Source organism: Rubripirellula reticaptiva (assembly GCF_007860175.1).
Classification (GTDB): Bacteria; Planctomycetota; Planctomycetia; order Pirellulales; family Pirellulaceae; genus Rubripirellula; species Rubripirellula reticaptiva.
The window spans coordinates 99666-114460 of record NZ_SJPX01000001.1; the positions used below are offsets into that span (position 1 = coordinate 99666).

General features: G+C 55.3%; 16 protein-coding genes. 4 read left to right on the forward strand and 12 right to left on the reverse strand.

Annotated elements, in window-relative coordinates; translation table 11 throughout:
- Positions 1-10: 10 nt before the first annotated feature.
- The 10 genes from Poly59_RS00320 to Poly59_RS00365 form a co-directional block, all read right to left on the reverse strand.
- Positions 11-415, reverse strand: a complete 405-nt coding sequence (locus tag Poly59_RS00320) for a hypothetical protein (RefSeq protein ID WP_146532105.1) — start codon at positions 413-415, stop codon at positions 11-13.
- A 13-nt stretch (positions 416-428) separates the two neighbouring features.
- A complete protein-coding gene (locus Poly59_RS00325; RefSeq protein ID WP_146532106.1) occupies positions 429-1712 on the reverse strand; it encodes a beta-ketoacyl-[acyl-carrier-protein] synthase family protein in 1284 nt (427 codons plus the stop codon).
- A 98-nt stretch (positions 1713-1810) separates the two neighbouring features.
- Positions 1811-2323, reverse strand: coding sequence for a 3-hydroxyacyl-ACP dehydratase FabZ family protein (locus Poly59_RS00330; RefSeq protein WP_146532107.1), 513 nt, complete (start codon positions 2321-2323; stop codon positions 1811-1813).
- Positions 2324-2358: 35 nt separating this feature from the next.
- Entirely contained in the window at positions 2359-2748 is a 390-nt protein-coding gene (locus Poly59_RS00335) for an acyl carrier protein (protein ID WP_146532108.1), read from the reverse strand.
- 97 nt (positions 2749-2845) lie between these two features.
- Positions 2846-3328, reverse strand: a complete 483-nt coding sequence (locus tag Poly59_RS00340) for a 3-hydroxyacyl-ACP dehydratase FabZ family protein (protein ID WP_246151272.1) — start codon at positions 3326-3328, stop codon at positions 2846-2848.
- Between the two features lie 155 nt (positions 3329-3483).
- Positions 3484-4017, reverse strand: a complete 534-nt coding sequence (locus Poly59_RS00345; protein WP_146532109.1) for a DMT family transporter — start codon at positions 4015-4017, stop codon at positions 3484-3486.
- Complete coding sequence (locus Poly59_RS00350; RefSeq protein ID WP_146532110.1) at positions 4014-4400, reverse strand: response regulator; 387 nt, start codon at positions 4398-4400, stop codon at positions 4014-4016. Before Poly59_RS00350 ends, Poly59_RS00345 begins: the two co-directional genes overlap by 4 nt.
- Positions 4401-4533: 133 nt before the next feature.
- Positions 4534-6705: an outer membrane protein assembly factor BamB family protein gene (locus tag Poly59_RS00355; RefSeq protein ID WP_146532111.1), complete on the reverse strand. Its 2172-nt coding sequence runs from the start codon at positions 6703-6705 to the stop codon at positions 4534-4536.
- Positions 6706-6815: 110 nt separating this feature from the next.
- Positions 6816-9101, reverse strand: a complete 2286-nt coding sequence (locus Poly59_RS00360; RefSeq protein ID WP_246151273.1) for an outer membrane protein assembly factor BamB family protein — start codon at positions 9099-9101, stop codon at positions 6816-6818.
- 113 nt (positions 9102-9214) lie between these two features.
- Positions 9215-9637 carry a cupin domain-containing protein gene (locus tag Poly59_RS00365; protein ID WP_315852559.1) on the reverse strand — a complete coding sequence of 141 codons (423 nt, stop codon included), beginning with the start codon at positions 9635-9637 and terminating at the stop codon, positions 9215-9217.
- 901 nt (positions 9638-10538) lie between these two features.
- Here Poly59_RS00365 and Poly59_RS30030 point away from each other — a divergent pair.
- The 4 genes from Poly59_RS30030 to Poly59_RS00380 all read left to right on the forward strand — a co-directional run bounded on the left by Poly59_RS30030 (position 10539) and on the right by Poly59_RS00380 (position 13989).
- On the forward strand, positions 10539-10766 hold the full coding sequence (locus Poly59_RS30030; RefSeq protein ID WP_246151274.1) for a hypothetical protein: 228 nt from the start codon (positions 10539-10541) through the stop codon (positions 10764-10766).
- A gap of 281 nt (positions 10767-11047) precedes the next feature.
- Positions 11048-11428, forward strand: a complete 381-nt coding sequence (locus Poly59_RS30035; RefSeq protein ID WP_246151275.1) for a hypothetical protein — start codon at positions 11048-11050, stop codon at positions 11426-11428.
- Positions 11429-11682: 254 nt separating this feature from the next.
- Positions 11683-12906: a lipid-A-disaccharide synthase gene (gene lpxB, locus Poly59_RS00375; RefSeq protein WP_146532113.1), complete on the forward strand. Its 1224-nt coding sequence runs from the start codon at positions 11683-11685 to the stop codon at positions 12904-12906.
- Between the two features lie 243 nt (positions 12907-13149).
- Positions 13150-13989, forward strand: coding sequence for a hypothetical protein (locus Poly59_RS00380; protein WP_146532114.1), 840 nt, complete (start codon positions 13150-13152; stop codon positions 13987-13989).
- Positions 13990-14046: 57 nt separating this feature from the next.
- On the opposite strand, the gene Poly59_RS00385 is transcribed toward Poly59_RS00380, so the two are convergent.
- Together Poly59_RS00385 and Poly59_RS30370 are read right to left on the reverse strand one after the other, a co-directional pair.
- Positions 14047-14388, reverse strand: a complete 342-nt coding sequence (locus Poly59_RS00385; RefSeq protein ID WP_146532115.1) for a hypothetical protein — start codon at positions 14386-14388, stop codon at positions 14047-14049.
- Between the two features lie 148 nt (positions 14389-14536).
- A complete protein-coding gene (locus Poly59_RS30370) occupies positions 14537-14671 on the reverse strand; it encodes a hypothetical protein (protein WP_261343479.1) in 135 nt (44 codons plus the stop codon).
- Between the last annotated feature and the right edge of the window lie 124 nt (positions 14672-14795).

Sequence of the window (14795 nt, forward strand, 5' to 3'; positions counted from 1 at the left end):
CCGACGAGGGCTACTGCTTCGACTTTAAATAGCCGGCACTGGTTTGAAAGTACCGAGTTCGGCGACGATGGGGTTGGTCATCCGGTGTTGCCGCCGCTTGCAGGTCCGCCAGATTGGCGGCGCAGTAACGGCAACCGACGGTTTCGACATGAAACCGAATATAACCCGAATGATCAGCTTCGAGGGCGCCAAGCAGATGCTGGCCCATCTCGTCCCGCGTCGGGCACGACAATCGCGAGCGACGCCAAATCCCGCCGATCGTGTGCAAACCGGCGGCTTCGCGACCGCGCACTTCGATCAAACGATTCCGCAGCTCAGTATCGCTGCGAAGATCCTGTTCCAACATGGATGACCGATTCGCGGGAAGGGCTTCGTCGAGGAAAGCGGCCAGTTCAGCGTCGGTATAGAAGCTCATGATTGGATTTCACTTAACCTTCGAAACGGCTCAGACACAGCGAGACATTCTGGCCTCCGAAACCGAAGCTATTATTCAGGGCGTATTTGACTGAGGCTTCACGTGCAACGTTGGGCACGTAGTCCAAATCACAAAGCGGATCCGGATTTTCGTAGTTGATCGTTGGTGGCAACACCGAATCTCGGATCGCCAGCAAGCAAACGATCATTTCGGTAACGCCAGCTGCTGCGATCAAGTGCCCCATCATGCTCTTCGTGCTGCTGACAGGAGTATTGGCAGCGCCCGCGCCAAAAACTTCGCGGCACGCCAACGATTCAACTTTGTCGTTCACCGTCGTGCTGGTTCCGTGTGCGTTGACATAGTCAATTTCCGACGGCGTGATCCCTGCGTCTTTGATCGCCATTCGCATTGCTGCGATACCGCCGTGACCATCGGGCGGAATGTCTGTGATTCGGTACGCGTCGGCGGTAGTCCCATATCCAGCAACTTCGCCATAGATCGTCGCGCCACGTGCCTGGGCGGCTTCCAACTCTTCCAGCACGACCATTGCCGAGCCTTCGCCAAGAACAAAGCCATTACGAAGTCGGTCGAACGGGCGACTCGCCTTGGTTGGCTCGTCATTGCTTTCCGACAGCGCCGTCAACAGGTTGAACCCCGTCACACCGAACGGGTGAATCATGCTGTGCGTGCCACCGGCTAACATCACATCGGCATCGCCTCGGCGAATGATTTCGGTCGCTTCGCCAACCGCTTGGCTGGACGCCGCACAAGCGGTCAAGCAATTCAGATTAGGGCCTTGCGCGCCGAACATCGTTGCCAGGTGGGCGGCCGGCATGTTGGGTTCTTGCTCGAGTTCTTTTTCGGGGTTCAGCAGTTCCAAACCCGCGGCAATGAACTTCGACGCCTCGTAGCTACCACTTTGCAGTGCGGCCGCCATCATCTTGCTGAAGGTGGCAAAGTCTTGGTTGCCTTCGCCGCTGCCCAAGTAGATGCCGAAGCGGACACGATCCTTGATCGAATCCATCACGCCGCTGTCCGCGATTGCTTGCTTGGCAGCTCCGACGGCGAACTTGGTGTGACGACCGCGGTTGACCCACAATTCGGCGGGCTCACCACAGTCCGTGATGTCCCAGTCTTTGACCTCGGCACTGATCTGGGTCGGAAAGCCCGTTGCGTCGAACAGAGTGGTTCTGGCAACGCCGCTTTTTCCCTCTTTCAGTCCCGACCATACAGTTTGGGCGTCGTGCCCCATCGGGTTGATCATGCCGATTCCGGTAACGACGACGCGACGACGCATGGACTTACTTTGCGAGAAGGGAGAAAGAGCAGGAAACAAAAACGCAACTTAAAAGTGACTAGCACCAGCGAGATTTGACACCTCGAATTCGAGCGCAGCTATAGATTCTGGTAAATCGGAACCGGTTTGCCAAAAGCATCCACGGCGACATGAAAGAAATTCATCATCCGCAGCATGCCTTCCAAATCACCGGGTGCGAACAGCGGCCCGTCGGTAAACCGATTGTCGCCTTCTTCCAGGAACGCGAACATCAGGTCGATTTCAGCCTGCGGTTTGCCATCACAGAAACTAGCGCTGGTGACCGTTGCACCGTGATCTTGAACCGCGTCAAGATTGACCTGATAGGTCAATTGGTCGCCCGCCCGGGCAGGCTCGAAAAATTCAGCCCGACCGACTTTGGCCAACACCACTCGCTTTTCGAACTTGAAATGCTCGGCCACCAGAATACCGCCCAATTGGGCCATGCCTTCGATGATCAGCGTTGGTGGTAACATCGCGTAACCGGGATAGTATTCGTCAACGACTTCTTCAGCCAACGAGATATTCTTGATCCCGTGGGCATGAGAACCGCTAACGAACTCGGTAAATCGATCGACCCAAAACCAACGCATCTGAAATCCTGGTGGGGGCTAAGCGAGACGGGCGATTACTCGCCGACCTTGCTGCCGACGTAGTTGCAAAGATCGCCAACGGTCAACAGGTTGCCGAAGTCTTGCACGCGCGGGTTCTTTTCGAACTCGGCCAAGTTCGCCCACGGCATCCGACGCTTCAGTTCGGCCATTCCGTCGCCGGTGACGACACCGTCTTGGACATACTGGCTATTGGTCAAAATGTCTTCGGGCGACAATTCTTCGCGAGGAATCGTAATGTCGAACGCTTTTTCGAGCTTGAAAACGATGTCCAAGAAATCGATCGATTCAGCACCCAGGTCACCGACCAAAGTCGCGTCGCGATTTACTTCGTCGTCATCAACGCCCAGAGCATCAACCAAAGCGGCTTGAACCTTCTCGAAAATATCTTCTTGCGACTGGGCCATCGGAAATCCTTTGTAGAAATTTGTCTCGGGTAAATTGATTTAAGGTTTGCGTTTTAGGGTCGCCGACGTAGTGGCCTCCCGATTGAAGCGGCTGGCTTCAAGCGGAAAGAGTAACATCGCCGAACAGTTCACGGAATTGCGTTTCGGCCTGCTTTCGCACGTCCTCGTCCGTTCCGAGGCGTTCCGGATCGTTACTGTGGCACTTTTCTAGCACCAAACGGGCGGTCACGGTGACTCGGTCGCCCTTCATGGCGTTTGCCTTCACAGTCACCCGATTTCCGTCTTCTTTTAGGATTTCTGCCGTAATTGTCAGTGTTTCGCCCGGTGCCAGGAAGTCACCAAACTTGACGCCTTTGGCTTCCCGCAGCAGTACCAGTGGGGTTTTGAAGTCCTCGCTCACTCGAATCAACCAAATGGCAGCCTGGTGCAAGGCTTCCAGCATCATCACGCCTGGCATGACAGGAAAACGCGGAAAATGATCTTCCAAATACTGCTCTTCCGCTCGCAACGTCCGCTCGGCGGTCAAAACCTTGCCAGGCGTCAGCGAGGTGATCCGATCGAGCTGGCGGTATTTCATCATCAGGCGAAACAATCAACAGAGGATAATCCAGGGGAGACACTAAAATAGAGTGTCTGAAAAAATGCCTCAACCATGCTAAGAACCGGTTTGCGAGGTATTCCGTGCCGGGGGACGAATCGTCCAGAGGTAGGGATGGCTTGATCAAAGCACTCGGTTCAGCGAGCTTTCACCTCGGCTTTGACCATTTCGCGGTCGATCGCCTGCTGTTCAGATCTTTTCGCGTACACGATTAGTGCTAATCCGGCTAGCAACAATGCGGCTCCGGCCAAACGGGTCGGCGATGCAGCGGCTCGATGATTGCCCAGCCATCCAAAATGGTCCAGCAACACGGCCGCGACGACTTGCCCGGTCATGATTGCGGCAAACCATGGCAGCGAGCCAATTCGAGGCACCAGAATCAATGAACTTGTCACCATGAACACGCCCATCGCTCCGCCACACCAAACCCACCACGGCATCGCCAATAGCGAAACATTAAAACGAGGCGGAAAGACTCCTCCGACTACGGTCATCACCAACAAAATCGCTGTGCCGCTAGCAAACGAGACCAAGGACGCCTGTAAAGGGTGAACGGCATACCTCCCCAACTGCCCATTGACGCTAGGCTGGATCCCGACCAACGCTCCGGCGGCGAGTCCGAACGCGATCGCAACAACAAGCAACCCGCTGCCGCCAATTGCGCCAGTCACTTCTTCTTCCGCTGGCCCAAGTACGGTTCCAGCAAAGCTTGCGTGGCATCATCGCCGATCGACAACTTCCCGAAGCCACGAACGCAACCTTGCTTGACCGCGTCGTCTTGGTGTTCCTCATAATTGGTCACCAACATCACGGGCACGGACTCCAGTTCGGGATCCGCCTTAATCGCTTTGATGACCTCCATCCCGTCGGTGTAATCACGATCAAGTTTCCGGTTCACCGTGACCAAATCAATCGTTCGCTCGCGAAGCATTGCCAAAGTGTCTTCGGTGCCGTGTGACTGTACCACGGAAGCATTGAAGTTCGACGTCACCATTTGACGAATCGAGTTGAAGTCGGGACCACAATTGCCGCAGTCCAAGAGCGTTTTTGACATATTTATCGAAACAGGGGGAACGAGCGTCGGATTAGAAATCTCTCTACCACAAACTCACTTACGACTGAAGAATTGAAACGACTTCAATTCTTCAGTCGCGTGAAATTCGTGGCGGAATCTCAAAGCAAAAGAGTTACTCAGTCTCACCGATCGAGAACAACTTGTCTTTGGTGCTGATGAAAATCGATTCATTGGCGGCGACCGGTGTGCTGTACACGCTGCTGCCCATGTTAATCTCGTCCATCGGCTCATTGTTCTCAGCGCCGAATTCGAAAATCGCAACGTCGCCGTCTTCATCACCGATGAAGACTCGCCCGTCAGCGATCAACGGACTGCCCCAACTCTGGGCCAGCATGTCATAGGTGAAGTGAACGACCGGCTTGCCGTCTTTGGTGCCTTTGGCATCCAAGCAGTGCACCAATCCAGAGAAGTCGGCAACGTAAAGAACATTGTCTTTGATCGCACAGGTACCGATCGAACGGTGCATTTCTTCTTCGAAGTCGATTTCGTCATCCTTATTGGAATCGAACATCGAGTAGTGCCACACAACGGCCGAGTTTGGGTTATCGACTTCGACCTCGCCCTTTTCAGGTTCTACCGCTTGAATGCGTCGATGTTCGATCGGCACTCGTTTGCCGTCTTCCAACTTCATCGCCAAAGTTGGTGACGTATCACCTCGCTTGGTAGGATCGATGCACCAGAAGTGGCCCTCGCCTTCGCCGTGTTCGGGGTCTTGCCCGACCGCAATGTAAACCAATCCATCGTAGGCCACTGGTGTTGCGATCAAGTTGTTGCGAGTCCCTTCGCCGCCCAATTTCCAAACGGTGGTCTTGGGGTTGCAGTCGAACTTCCAAAGCAATTCTGGCTTGCCGTCTTTGCCACGATTGGCAGCAAAGCTGTACAGGATTCCGTCGCCGCCACAGAACAATGCTTGAGGAACGCCGCCCAGTTCGGCAACTGCGGGGCTAGACCATTGGCCGTGCAAAATATTTCGTCCCGGCGATGAATCGGTCCAGATCACTTCGCCGGTGTTCTTGTCCATGCAAATGAAGCTCGGCGCGTCAGGTGCTGGCAAGTTGATGTGCGATTCGTCCAAACCGTTGGATGTGTTGACGAACAGCAAGTCACCATAGCTGGTCACGCTGCAGGCACACATGTTGTGCTGGCTGACGCCCATTTCGGGCCCCATCATGTCAAACACCCAAACCACGTCGGCGTCACGTTTGTCGTCGACCCCCAGTGCTTTGACGAACATGATTCGTGGGCCAATTTGCTTGATCGTGATATCGCGATCGACGCCGCCAAAGTTGCCGGTCGCCTTCCAGACTTTGCCATCGGTAACCGTCGTGACCACGACGTCGCCGTCAAGCGGCTCGTCAGCTTCAGCCAGCTTAGCTTTTGCGGCGTCTGACAATTTACCTTCGGCAAGTGCCGCCAGCGTGTCTGCGTGAGCTTTCGCCGCCGGACCCGCGTTCATGATCTCGGCGACGTTAGCAGGTTCGTTGGTGACCGGACCATCATCTTCGCCGTCGTAGAATCCCTTGGTGTCCAAGCAGCGAACTTCGCCGCGGTTGGTCACGAACCACAAGCGGTCGCCCTCAACAAGCGGCGCACAGCAAACACCTTGCAACGGCCAGTCATGGACGCGGCCAGTGATCAACTTTTCGCTGCTGTGTTGCCACAAAAACTCGCCATCTTTTTCGTTGAATGCCAACAAGCATCCCAGGTCGACTTCCGATGGGTAACGCTTGATGTGACCCGCACCGTTGTTGGTGCCAACATAGACATGTCCGCCAGCGACCACGGGGTTACCGTACGTTTGGCTGCCCAAGTTCGCGTACCAACGAATGTTCTTGGCCTTGCTGCTGTCCCAGTCACCGGTACGGCGATCGAACTTGCCGATATTCCATTCCTCGGGTAATCCAGTCACGCCGGGCGTGTTATTACGTTCGCTGGTTCCGCCCCACTGTGGCCAGTCGCCACCGGATTTGCGAACCGCATCAGGTGATGCGGTGAGAGCAACATCGGCCGCCGGTGCCGCAACCAACTTAACCGCTGGCTCAGTGCCTGGCTGGGCTTCCGTTTTCGCCTTTGACACAGACTCATCCGCCGGCATCGGCGTTTCCACTGCTGCCGATGGGGCACCGCCGGTGACGTTGCTGTCGACCGGACTATCGATGGTGGTTGACGTGTCAACGTTGACTGGCGGGGTAGGCGTACATCCACTTAGTGCGACCGTAGTGGCGCTGCCGAGCAATGACGCGCAAAGCAATGACGTCCAGGTCCAGATTTCTTTTTTAAACATGTCTTGGTTTCGACTTGAAATTTAGAAGGTTGTTTTGGTTTTAAACCAGGACGAAGCCTGGGAAGAATTTGAATCGCGTCTGCCAAGACATTGCTTGGCCTCGGTTTGCCCTAAGGCTGGTCCGTATTCGCCGAAACTTCGATGTTATCGAGGTACAGCTCAGCGACTTTCGCGTTGCCGTACAGACCTGGGCTGGCGTTCAAGTTCGGCGATTCGTCGCGAGCGGTGATCGTCCATTCCTTGGGCTCCGGTTCATCCTTTGGCCATACCTTTCCTCGCAACACTGCGACCGCGGCCGGCGGTTCGCTTTCGATGTCTGCTCGGAACTTCATCCGATACCACGTGTTTTCCTTCCACGGGAAATCGATCGTTTCAGCCATTCGCAGTTGAGCCGACCAGGTTCGAATTTGCAGTTGTTGACTCTCGCCCATCAAATCCAAAACATAACCGTGGTTGGTCAGCCCGATGTCGGGCAACTGATCACTCATTCGTTTGCCCATCGCATCGGCGGCAATGGTGTATTCCGCCAAATCACTTGGCCCCATCCAAGCACGGCTGCGTGCGCCTTTGGGAATCGTCGTGATTTTTGTTAGCGCTGGCGAACCGTCGACTTCCTTGATGATGTGTCGATAACGAGCCCCAACCCATGACAACGGAGGATCCTGCAGGCCGTCGAAAGTGAACTTCCACGGCAGTGGTGGAACGATTCGCACCCGTGCTTCGCCGGTGACGTCACCGACTTTGGCAGTGATCACCGCGCCAGTGTGGGACGCATCCGAGGATGCGGTGAACGTTGTCCCGCTGATCGATCCAGGCCCCTCGACACTGAACGTCACATCGCCATTTGTGTTTTGGACCGCTTGGCCGAGCGAATTGAAGTAGTTGACTTTCAACTCGACCGATTCGCCAGGCTTGACCAATGATTCGGTTGGTACCAACTGAACCCATGCCACGCTTGTGTTTTCCGACACCGGTGTCTCGGCCCCCATCGACTCGGACATCGTGACCGACTCTTGTTTGCCGTTCTCGGTACCGACGCAGTAAAGCGTTTTCGAACTTGGGAAGTACAGCCGTCCGTCAGACACTATCGGCGATCCGGCGAAGCCGACGCCTCGGACACGGCCTTTGTTGAGCACTTCGAATCCGTCTTCGGTTGGCTTCACCGTGGCCCAGCGACCGTTTTCGGTTAGGACATAAATTTTGCCATCGGCATGCAACAGTGCAGCCCGCTGGCGACTGCCGACAAACGATTCTTGTTCAACGATAGCCTCGCCCGTTTCAGCATCGAAGATCCACATCTTGCAACGATCGTCGACCAGATAAAGTCGGTTTCCGATCATGACAGGTTCGCTGTAACCGGAAACGACTTCCAATTGCTTCCAAAGCTCTTTGACCTTGGTATTGTCGCCCGTACCGGTGATTTCCAGTCCGACGACTCCGCCCATGACATTGTTGCTAGGCGAGACGTTTTCTTCGCTGTGACTGGCGAAGACTTTATTGCCGACGACCAACGGAGTAGCGAAGATGCCTCGCATCGAAAGATCGTAATGCCATAGCGGTTTGCCAGTGCGTGGCTGGAAACCCCAAATCGCTCCGTCACCGCCACCGATCACCAATTGTCGTTGGCCGTCGACGGTAACAATGCTAGGTGCCGAATAAGTCGTGTCGTATGGCAAGTCTCGCGTGCCGCTGAACCAACGCAACTCGCCGGTCAATTTATCCATCGCCAGCAGTCGGTGATTTGGCTTAGCCTTCTCGCCCCAGTTGATGATGATTCCGCTGATGATGACCAAGTCTTCGTGAACGACGGGAAAGTTGGTGCGTCCCCCGTAGGTCGACAACATTCCGTATTGCTCATGCAGCGGGATGCTCCAAACCGTTTCGCCGGTTTCACCGTTGATGCACATGAAAATGTCGCAGGAACCGAGCGCATAGATGTTGCCCGAATCCGGATCGGCGACGACGCTGGACCAACCGATACGTTCCGCTGGAACGTCCGACAGCCAAACGTTGTAGCGATTCTCCCAAATCGTTTCGCCCGTCTTAGCGTCCAAACAGACGACTCGTTCGGCTTCGCGAGGTGTGCCGGCATCGGCACGCTGAATCGTGTAGAGCCGATGGTTCATGACAACGGGCGTACAAGGGCCGCCGATATCGTCGCGGCTCCAGATCACATTGCTGCCTTCACCGCCATCGGGATCCCAATCGTCCGGCAATCCACTTGCCACCGCGGTGCCGTCAAACTGTGGCCCTCGCCAATAAGGCCAATCCGCCGATGCAAACTTCGGTGACGCAGAAATCCACAAAACCGACAGTGCGAATAGACCAACGATTCGTACTGTTCTCTGCATTTGCAGAGCGGTTGCGGGAAAAATATTCCGTGGACTCAGTTTCATAGTTTTGGTTCTGTTGAGACGGATGGAGTCGGGGGGAGGGGCGATGTGTCGAGTTCAGTTTTGGAAGTCGCATTCTTCAAATGGCGAGCGAATGCTCGGTCAGATAAGTCAACTCAGTCAAAAAACTCGTCGGCGGGATCAAAATTCGGAGTGCATACGATCATCACGGTCATTTCACCGCAGGCACGGTGGCGGACACCGGGTGGGATCAGCACGGCAGTTTGCGGCTTGACCGCAGTGGCGACGCCATCCAGTTCAATGCAAGCATTAGGCTGACAAGAAAGGACGACATAAACCTCGGTGTGCTCGCGATGGTAGTGCTGGCGAGCGTCTTTTGTGATTTGGGTTAAATGAACGGTTCCGGGAAACTCATCTCGATCAGCAAACGCTCGACGAGCAATCCCACAAGGGCAGGGTGTTGGTGGCAAACGCGTCAAATCAACAACCTCAGCACTGGCCCCCGTAAATCTGCCAGTCTTAGGTTTTGCAAAATTCAGTTCAGCAAACTTTGCTTCGTGTTCAATTCCAGCTCCCAACGCTGAGTCCTTTTCCTGACTCGATTCAGGTCTCGTTTTCGGATCAGGTTGGCCAGCGTTCAAACGATCAATTTTCCTTCGATTGGTACGCCAAAACAGCGAACCCCTCACAAGAGGTGCGAGATCACCACATTTGGCCTGATGGAAGCAGTTTATACCGGTCGCAACGAATTCGCCACGCGCACGATCGTTGGAATGATCAGACGACGAATATTTGGCTATTTTCGCCCAGGCCGCAAAGCTTAGCAACAGCCCGAAAATCCCCCAGAACACTGATTAGACGCCCGCTCAACGTCGATACGCTTAGTGACCCGCAAACAACACAACGCCGACTCGTGGTCGACGAACCTGCTGTTTGCGACTGACCCAGAAAGGCGATGACATTGGATGTCGTCGTCTTGTAGCACCAGAAAAACGCAAAGAGGCTGCCCCAAAACCCGCTGTCAATCACGCGGAGCATGGGGCTCTTAGGCCAAAGTAACCAGAGAATATGGCGAACAGAGCGAAGTCGACGGGCCGGGTGTCCGCACCCGGCTTGCGAGTGTTCGCTTGGGAAACTCGAGACCTGTCCGACGGCGACTTCGTCCGTCGAACATGCCTCCGCCCAGTTCTAAGGTGACTTTGAACCAAATTCTCTCAGCGAAATTCGACGGCTGCGAATATCGATCGCACAAAGATTGAGATTAGGGAGACGTGGCTCCAATGAAGCGGACTATCATGACTTTGACCATGGTTCTTGGCTGCACGCTGTGCACTCAGAGCTTTGGCTTTGACCTTCTGGATCGTATGCTCGGTATCAAGGGCTGTGGCAGTGCCACTAGCTGTTGCGACACCGGCTGCGAAGCCCCATCATGCGGCTGTGAGACGGCGTCGTCTTGCGGTTGCAACGCAGAACCAGCTTGTGGCGCCGAAGCCGCTTGCGGTGGATGCGGATCAACTAGCTGCCTCGGCGGTTGCGGATTGCTATCAAAGCTCCGCGGCAACGACTGCGGTTGCTCAGAACCTGCGTGTGGATGCGAAGCACCTGCTTGCGGATGTGCAATGGAAGCTCCGGCTTGCGGTTGCTCGGCTGAACCTACCTGTGGTGCTGACGCCTGCGGTTGCGGAAAAGCTGGCTGTGGTTTGCTAGCCAAGCTCGGCGGCAATAACTGCGGTTGCTCGGAACCAGCCTGCGGTTGCGAAGCACCTGCTTGCGGTTGCTCAGCAGAACCAACCTGCGGTGCTGACGCCTGCGGTTGCGGCAGCTCGGGCTGCGGATTGCTGTCCAAACTCGGCGGCAACAGCTGCGGATGCTCGGAACCAGCTTGCGGTTGCGAAGTCGCAGCTCCTTGTGGTTGCGAAGCCATTCCATCTTGCGACAGCGGATGCGGTTGCGGATCGAAGAAGCGTTGCGGCGGATTGCTGTCGAAGATGTTCAGCAGCACCGGCTGCGGATGTGACGCTGGTTGTGACATGGGCTGCGAAGATCCGACTTGCGGATGCGAAATCGCATCTTGCGACAGCGGTTGCGGATCGTCTTGCGGAACCGGTCACGGCAGCCTGATCAGCAAACTGTTCGGCAACTTGCGTAGCAAGGCTGGCTGTGGCTGCGACAGCGGTTGCAGCAGCTGCTCGGCTCCTGCAGCACCGTCATGCGGTTGCTCAGGCAGCAGCATCAACTACTCGGCACCTGTTGAAACTCATCAACACATCGAAGCCGCTCCTATGCCACCAGCACCGATCGTTGATCCAAGTGCTAGCGTGACTCAAAAGCGTCGCGTCGTTCAGGCCAGTGCCGTCTTCACCCGCTGATAAAGCGAAGTGAAGTCCCACTGATACCTATCAGACGTGACCGCAAAACGACCTGCCGAGGGAAACCTTGGCGGGTCGTTTTTTTTTGCTCCATCAGAGCCCCAAACAGGCAATGCTATCAATTACCCATTGATGCTGTTCCCTGTCGACTGTCACCGATTCCCCACTCGGCGTTGACGTCTGATCCCGATTTCTATTACCGATAGACGACGAAGTCTCGTAATTTCCACGCGAACTCGGACTGACCGTCTGTCATGCCCAAAACCATCTTCTTTTCCGTCGGCGAACCCAGCGGTGACCAGCACGCTGGGCGACTGATCCAAGCGATCCGTAACACCGATCCATCGATCCAGATCCGCGGTTTCGGCGGACAGTCGATGAAAGACGCGGGCTGCAGCGTCGACTTGGACCTGACCCAGCACGCGGTCGTGGGATTACTCGAAGTCCTGCCCAAGCTTCGCCAGTTCTTTGCCTTCGCCGATCAAGCCGAAGAAGTTTTCCAAACCGGTGATGTCGATGCCGTTGTGCTGGTCGACTTTCCCGGATTCAATTGGCACATCGCTAAACGAGCCAAGCGGTACGGCATTCCGGTCTACTATTACTGTCCGCCACAATTGTGGGCTTGGGGCGGATGGCGGACGAGAAAAATGAAACGCACCGTCGATCATGTACTGGCCGTGCTTCCGATCGAAGAAACCTACTTTGGCGGCGCCGGCATCCCATCGACCTATGTCGGGCACCCGTTCTTTGATGCGGTCGAGCACACTCAATTGGACTCGCGCGTCGTCAATCGCCTGCAAGCGATTGAACAAACCGGTGCGCCGCTGGTCGCGGTGCTGCCGGGATCTCGTGACCACGAAGTCCACCGCAACTGGCCGATGATGTTGGAATCGATCCGACGCCTGCACGCCAAGCATCCAACGGCCAAGTTTATGGTCGCGTCGTACCGCGATCGACAATGCCTGTGGTGCCGGGACCAAATGGCGGCCGCCGATGCTGAATTGCCGATCGAGTTTTTTGTTCAGCGAACCAGCGAAGTGATCGAGGTTGCCCGCTGTGCGATGATGGTCAGCGGCAGTGTTTCCTTGGAACTGATGGCCCGACGGACTCCCGCGACTGTCGTCTATCGTGTCGGCCGATTCCTGTACACGGTCGGACGATTGCTAGTGAAAACCAAGTCGTTGACGCTGCCGAATCTGATGAGCGACCGAGCGATCTTCCCCGAAATGGTTTCCGTCGGATCCGAAGAACCGGCTATCGAGTTTCTGACCGCATCGATCGATGCCATGATCGGTGACGAATTCTACTACCAATCGATCCTGCGACAATTGGACAAACTGCGAGCCGTGCACGCTCGATCCGGAGCCTCCAAGCGTGCAGCCCAGTGGATCTGCGAATCACTCGGCAGCAGACGATCGACCAAGGTAACGACACCGCCGAAATCGCTCGACCACACCCCAATCCGCCGCGCCGCCTAGGCGGGCAAGATCGCCGATTGCATGTTGCTGCACCTCGCCGAGTCGTAGCAACAAGAATCAAATAGCTGGATAATCGCCGCCAATTTCGCACTGGTCCGTCATTGCGGACAAATTCGGCCTCCGACTTCTGACGTCCGCACCAAACCTTTCCGGCCGATCGTGCGTAGCAAACCGCTACAGGCGGCATGTCGATCGAACCGACAGCCCATCCCCCATCTCCCTCGATTCGGTTTTGACGTACCCATGACCTCGGATTCGACCACCGACTCAAAGCCCGAAAACACTCCCTCGGCATCTAATTCGTCCGAAACACTCAGCCCGATGGGACAGGTGCCGCAGATGCACGCCGAGACGGGCTATGACGAGTCCGAGCTAATGGCGCCGCTGCGTTTTTCTGGATACGTCTGCCTGATCCTCGGATTGATCAGTCCGGTTGCGCTACTTGGCCTTCCCGCGTTGGTGGTCCCAGCACTGGCGATTTTCATGGGCCTGATTGCATTGCGTCCATCAAGCGGCCCTGTGCCAGCCGGACGCATGCCCGCCCAGATTGGAATCATCTTGGCGATCGGCTTTGGCATCTGCGGCTTCGGCATAGTGTCGATGAAAAAAAACACGCTCGGAACCCAAGCCAAATACTACTCGCGTGAGTACATCAGTTTGGTCGCCAATGGTCACAAGGAGCTGCCAATTGAATTGAGCAAGAGCTTCAACAATCGATTCAGCGAGTCGATGCCGCTGAAAGAGTTTTATGAAAACCAAGAAAAGGAATACGCCGAAAGACAGGCCGACGGACAAGGCGGTGGAGGAGGCGAAGGTTCCCCAATGGAAGAGTTTCAAAACAACGCCGCCCATACTGAAATCATCAGGCAGGGCCCCGACGCCGAGTGGAAACTTGCAACTCCGATCGAGATCTATCATCAATTTGGTATCGATCGCGCCATCGTCAACTGGAAAGCGCCCGGCAGCGAGCAAGTCGTCCAGTTCATGATGCAATACCTGATTGACGGTGAAGACGTTGGCCAGTGGCACGTCGACATCATCCAAATCAAACGCGAACGCTTGGTCGCCGAATCAATTCTGTAATGACTTGGGTCCGGTTTCGTCCCCGTGCATTCTCGGAATGGGGAAAGCAAGCGATTATCAGCGACGCAATCGAGCAAACTGGTATTCACGTTGTTGAAACACGGCAATAACGATTAAGACCGGAATCGCGGACATGGTCGCAGCCATCAATAGGCTACCAATGCCGAGCGGCATTGAGAATTCAAACGTGGCCCGGCAAATGATTGTCTGTGTGAACTGTGCGATGAACATCACAACGAAGACGATCGATACCGAAACAATCCAACCACCGTGTTTGTCCCACCACGCGATGCTGCCGACAGCGAATAACAACGGCCAAAAGTTCAGGATGATGGGGACTGGAAAGTAGGCAACAAACCACTCCGTTGGCCGGCCGTAAAACCCAGCCAGATGAGCCATCTGCCAAGGGGTCCATCCAACGCAACGATCGATTCGTCATGGGATAGAGCCAAACGACTAGCAGGGCTGACGCAACAGTCATGTGCTTCACCAACGACAGCAACAGTGGCAGCGGCCAGATTGTCATCGCTACCAACGTTTCGAACAACTAGATCGCGATCACAAATTGCCAACCGTTGATGACCAGCCCTAACAAGACCGGTATCACGATGACGGCGATCAAAATCGATTGCTCCTTTCGCCGTTGGTGTGAGCCTGCGGGCTCGGGCGATGATTCACTCACAGCCAGCTTCCCTAGTTAAATATTGCTTTGATGGCATGAGTCTTGGCCGAGTAAGTCTGATCGTAGAGTCGCATGTATACTAGTTTTTACTTCCAACTTTTCTCTTCACACAAAAATCGAACCT

What these genes read in the sequence shown, in the direction of transcription:
- Poly59_RS00320 (WP_146532105.1), bottom strand. Translation starts at nt 415, where the DNA reads ATGAGCTTCTATACCGACGCTGAACTGGCCGCTTTCCTCGACGAAGCC.
- Poly59_RS00325 (WP_146532106.1), bottom strand. Translation starts at nt 1,712, where the DNA reads ATGCGTCGTCGCGTCGTCGTTACCGGAATCGGCATGATCAACCCGATG.
- Poly59_RS00330 (WP_146532107.1), bottom strand. Translation starts at nt 2,323, where the DNA reads ATGCGTTGGTTTTGGGTCGATCGATTTACCGAGTTCGTTAGCGGTTCT.
- Poly59_RS00335 (WP_146532108.1), bottom strand. Translation starts at nt 2,748, where the DNA reads ATGGCCCAGTCGCAAGAAGATATTTTCGAGAAGGTTCAAGCCGCTTTG.
- Poly59_RS00340 (WP_246151272.1), bottom strand. Translation starts at nt 3,328, where the DNA reads ATGATGAAATACCGCCAGCTCGATCGGATCACCTCGCTGACGCCTGGC.
- Poly59_RS00350 (WP_146532110.1), bottom strand. Translation starts at nt 4,400, where the DNA reads ATGTCAAAAACGCTCTTGGACTGCGGCAATTGTGGTCCCGACTTCAAC.
- Poly59_RS00355 (WP_146532111.1), bottom strand. Translation starts at nt 6,705, where the DNA reads ATGTTTAAAAAAGAAATCTGGACCTGGACGTCATTGCTTTGCGCGTCA.
- Poly59_RS00360 (WP_246151273.1), bottom strand. Translation starts at nt 9,101, where the DNA reads ATGAAACTGAGTCCACGGAATATTTTTCCCGCAACCGCTCTGCAAATG.
- Poly59_RS30035 (WP_246151275.1), top strand. Translation starts at nt 11,048, where the DNA reads ATGTTCAGCAGCACCGGCTGCGGATGTGACGCTGGTTGTGACATGGGC.
- lpxB (WP_146532113.1), top strand. Translation starts at nt 11,683, where the DNA reads ATGCCCAAAACCATCTTCTTTTCCGTCGGCGAACCCAGCGGTGACCAG.
- Poly59_RS00380 (WP_146532114.1), top strand. Translation starts at nt 13,150, where the DNA reads ATGACCTCGGATTCGACCACCGACTCAAAGCCCGAAAACACTCCCTCG.
- Poly59_RS00385 (WP_146532115.1), bottom strand. Translation starts at nt 14,388, where the DNA reads ATGGCTCATCTGGCTGGGTTTTACGGCCGGCCAACGGAGTGGTTTGTT.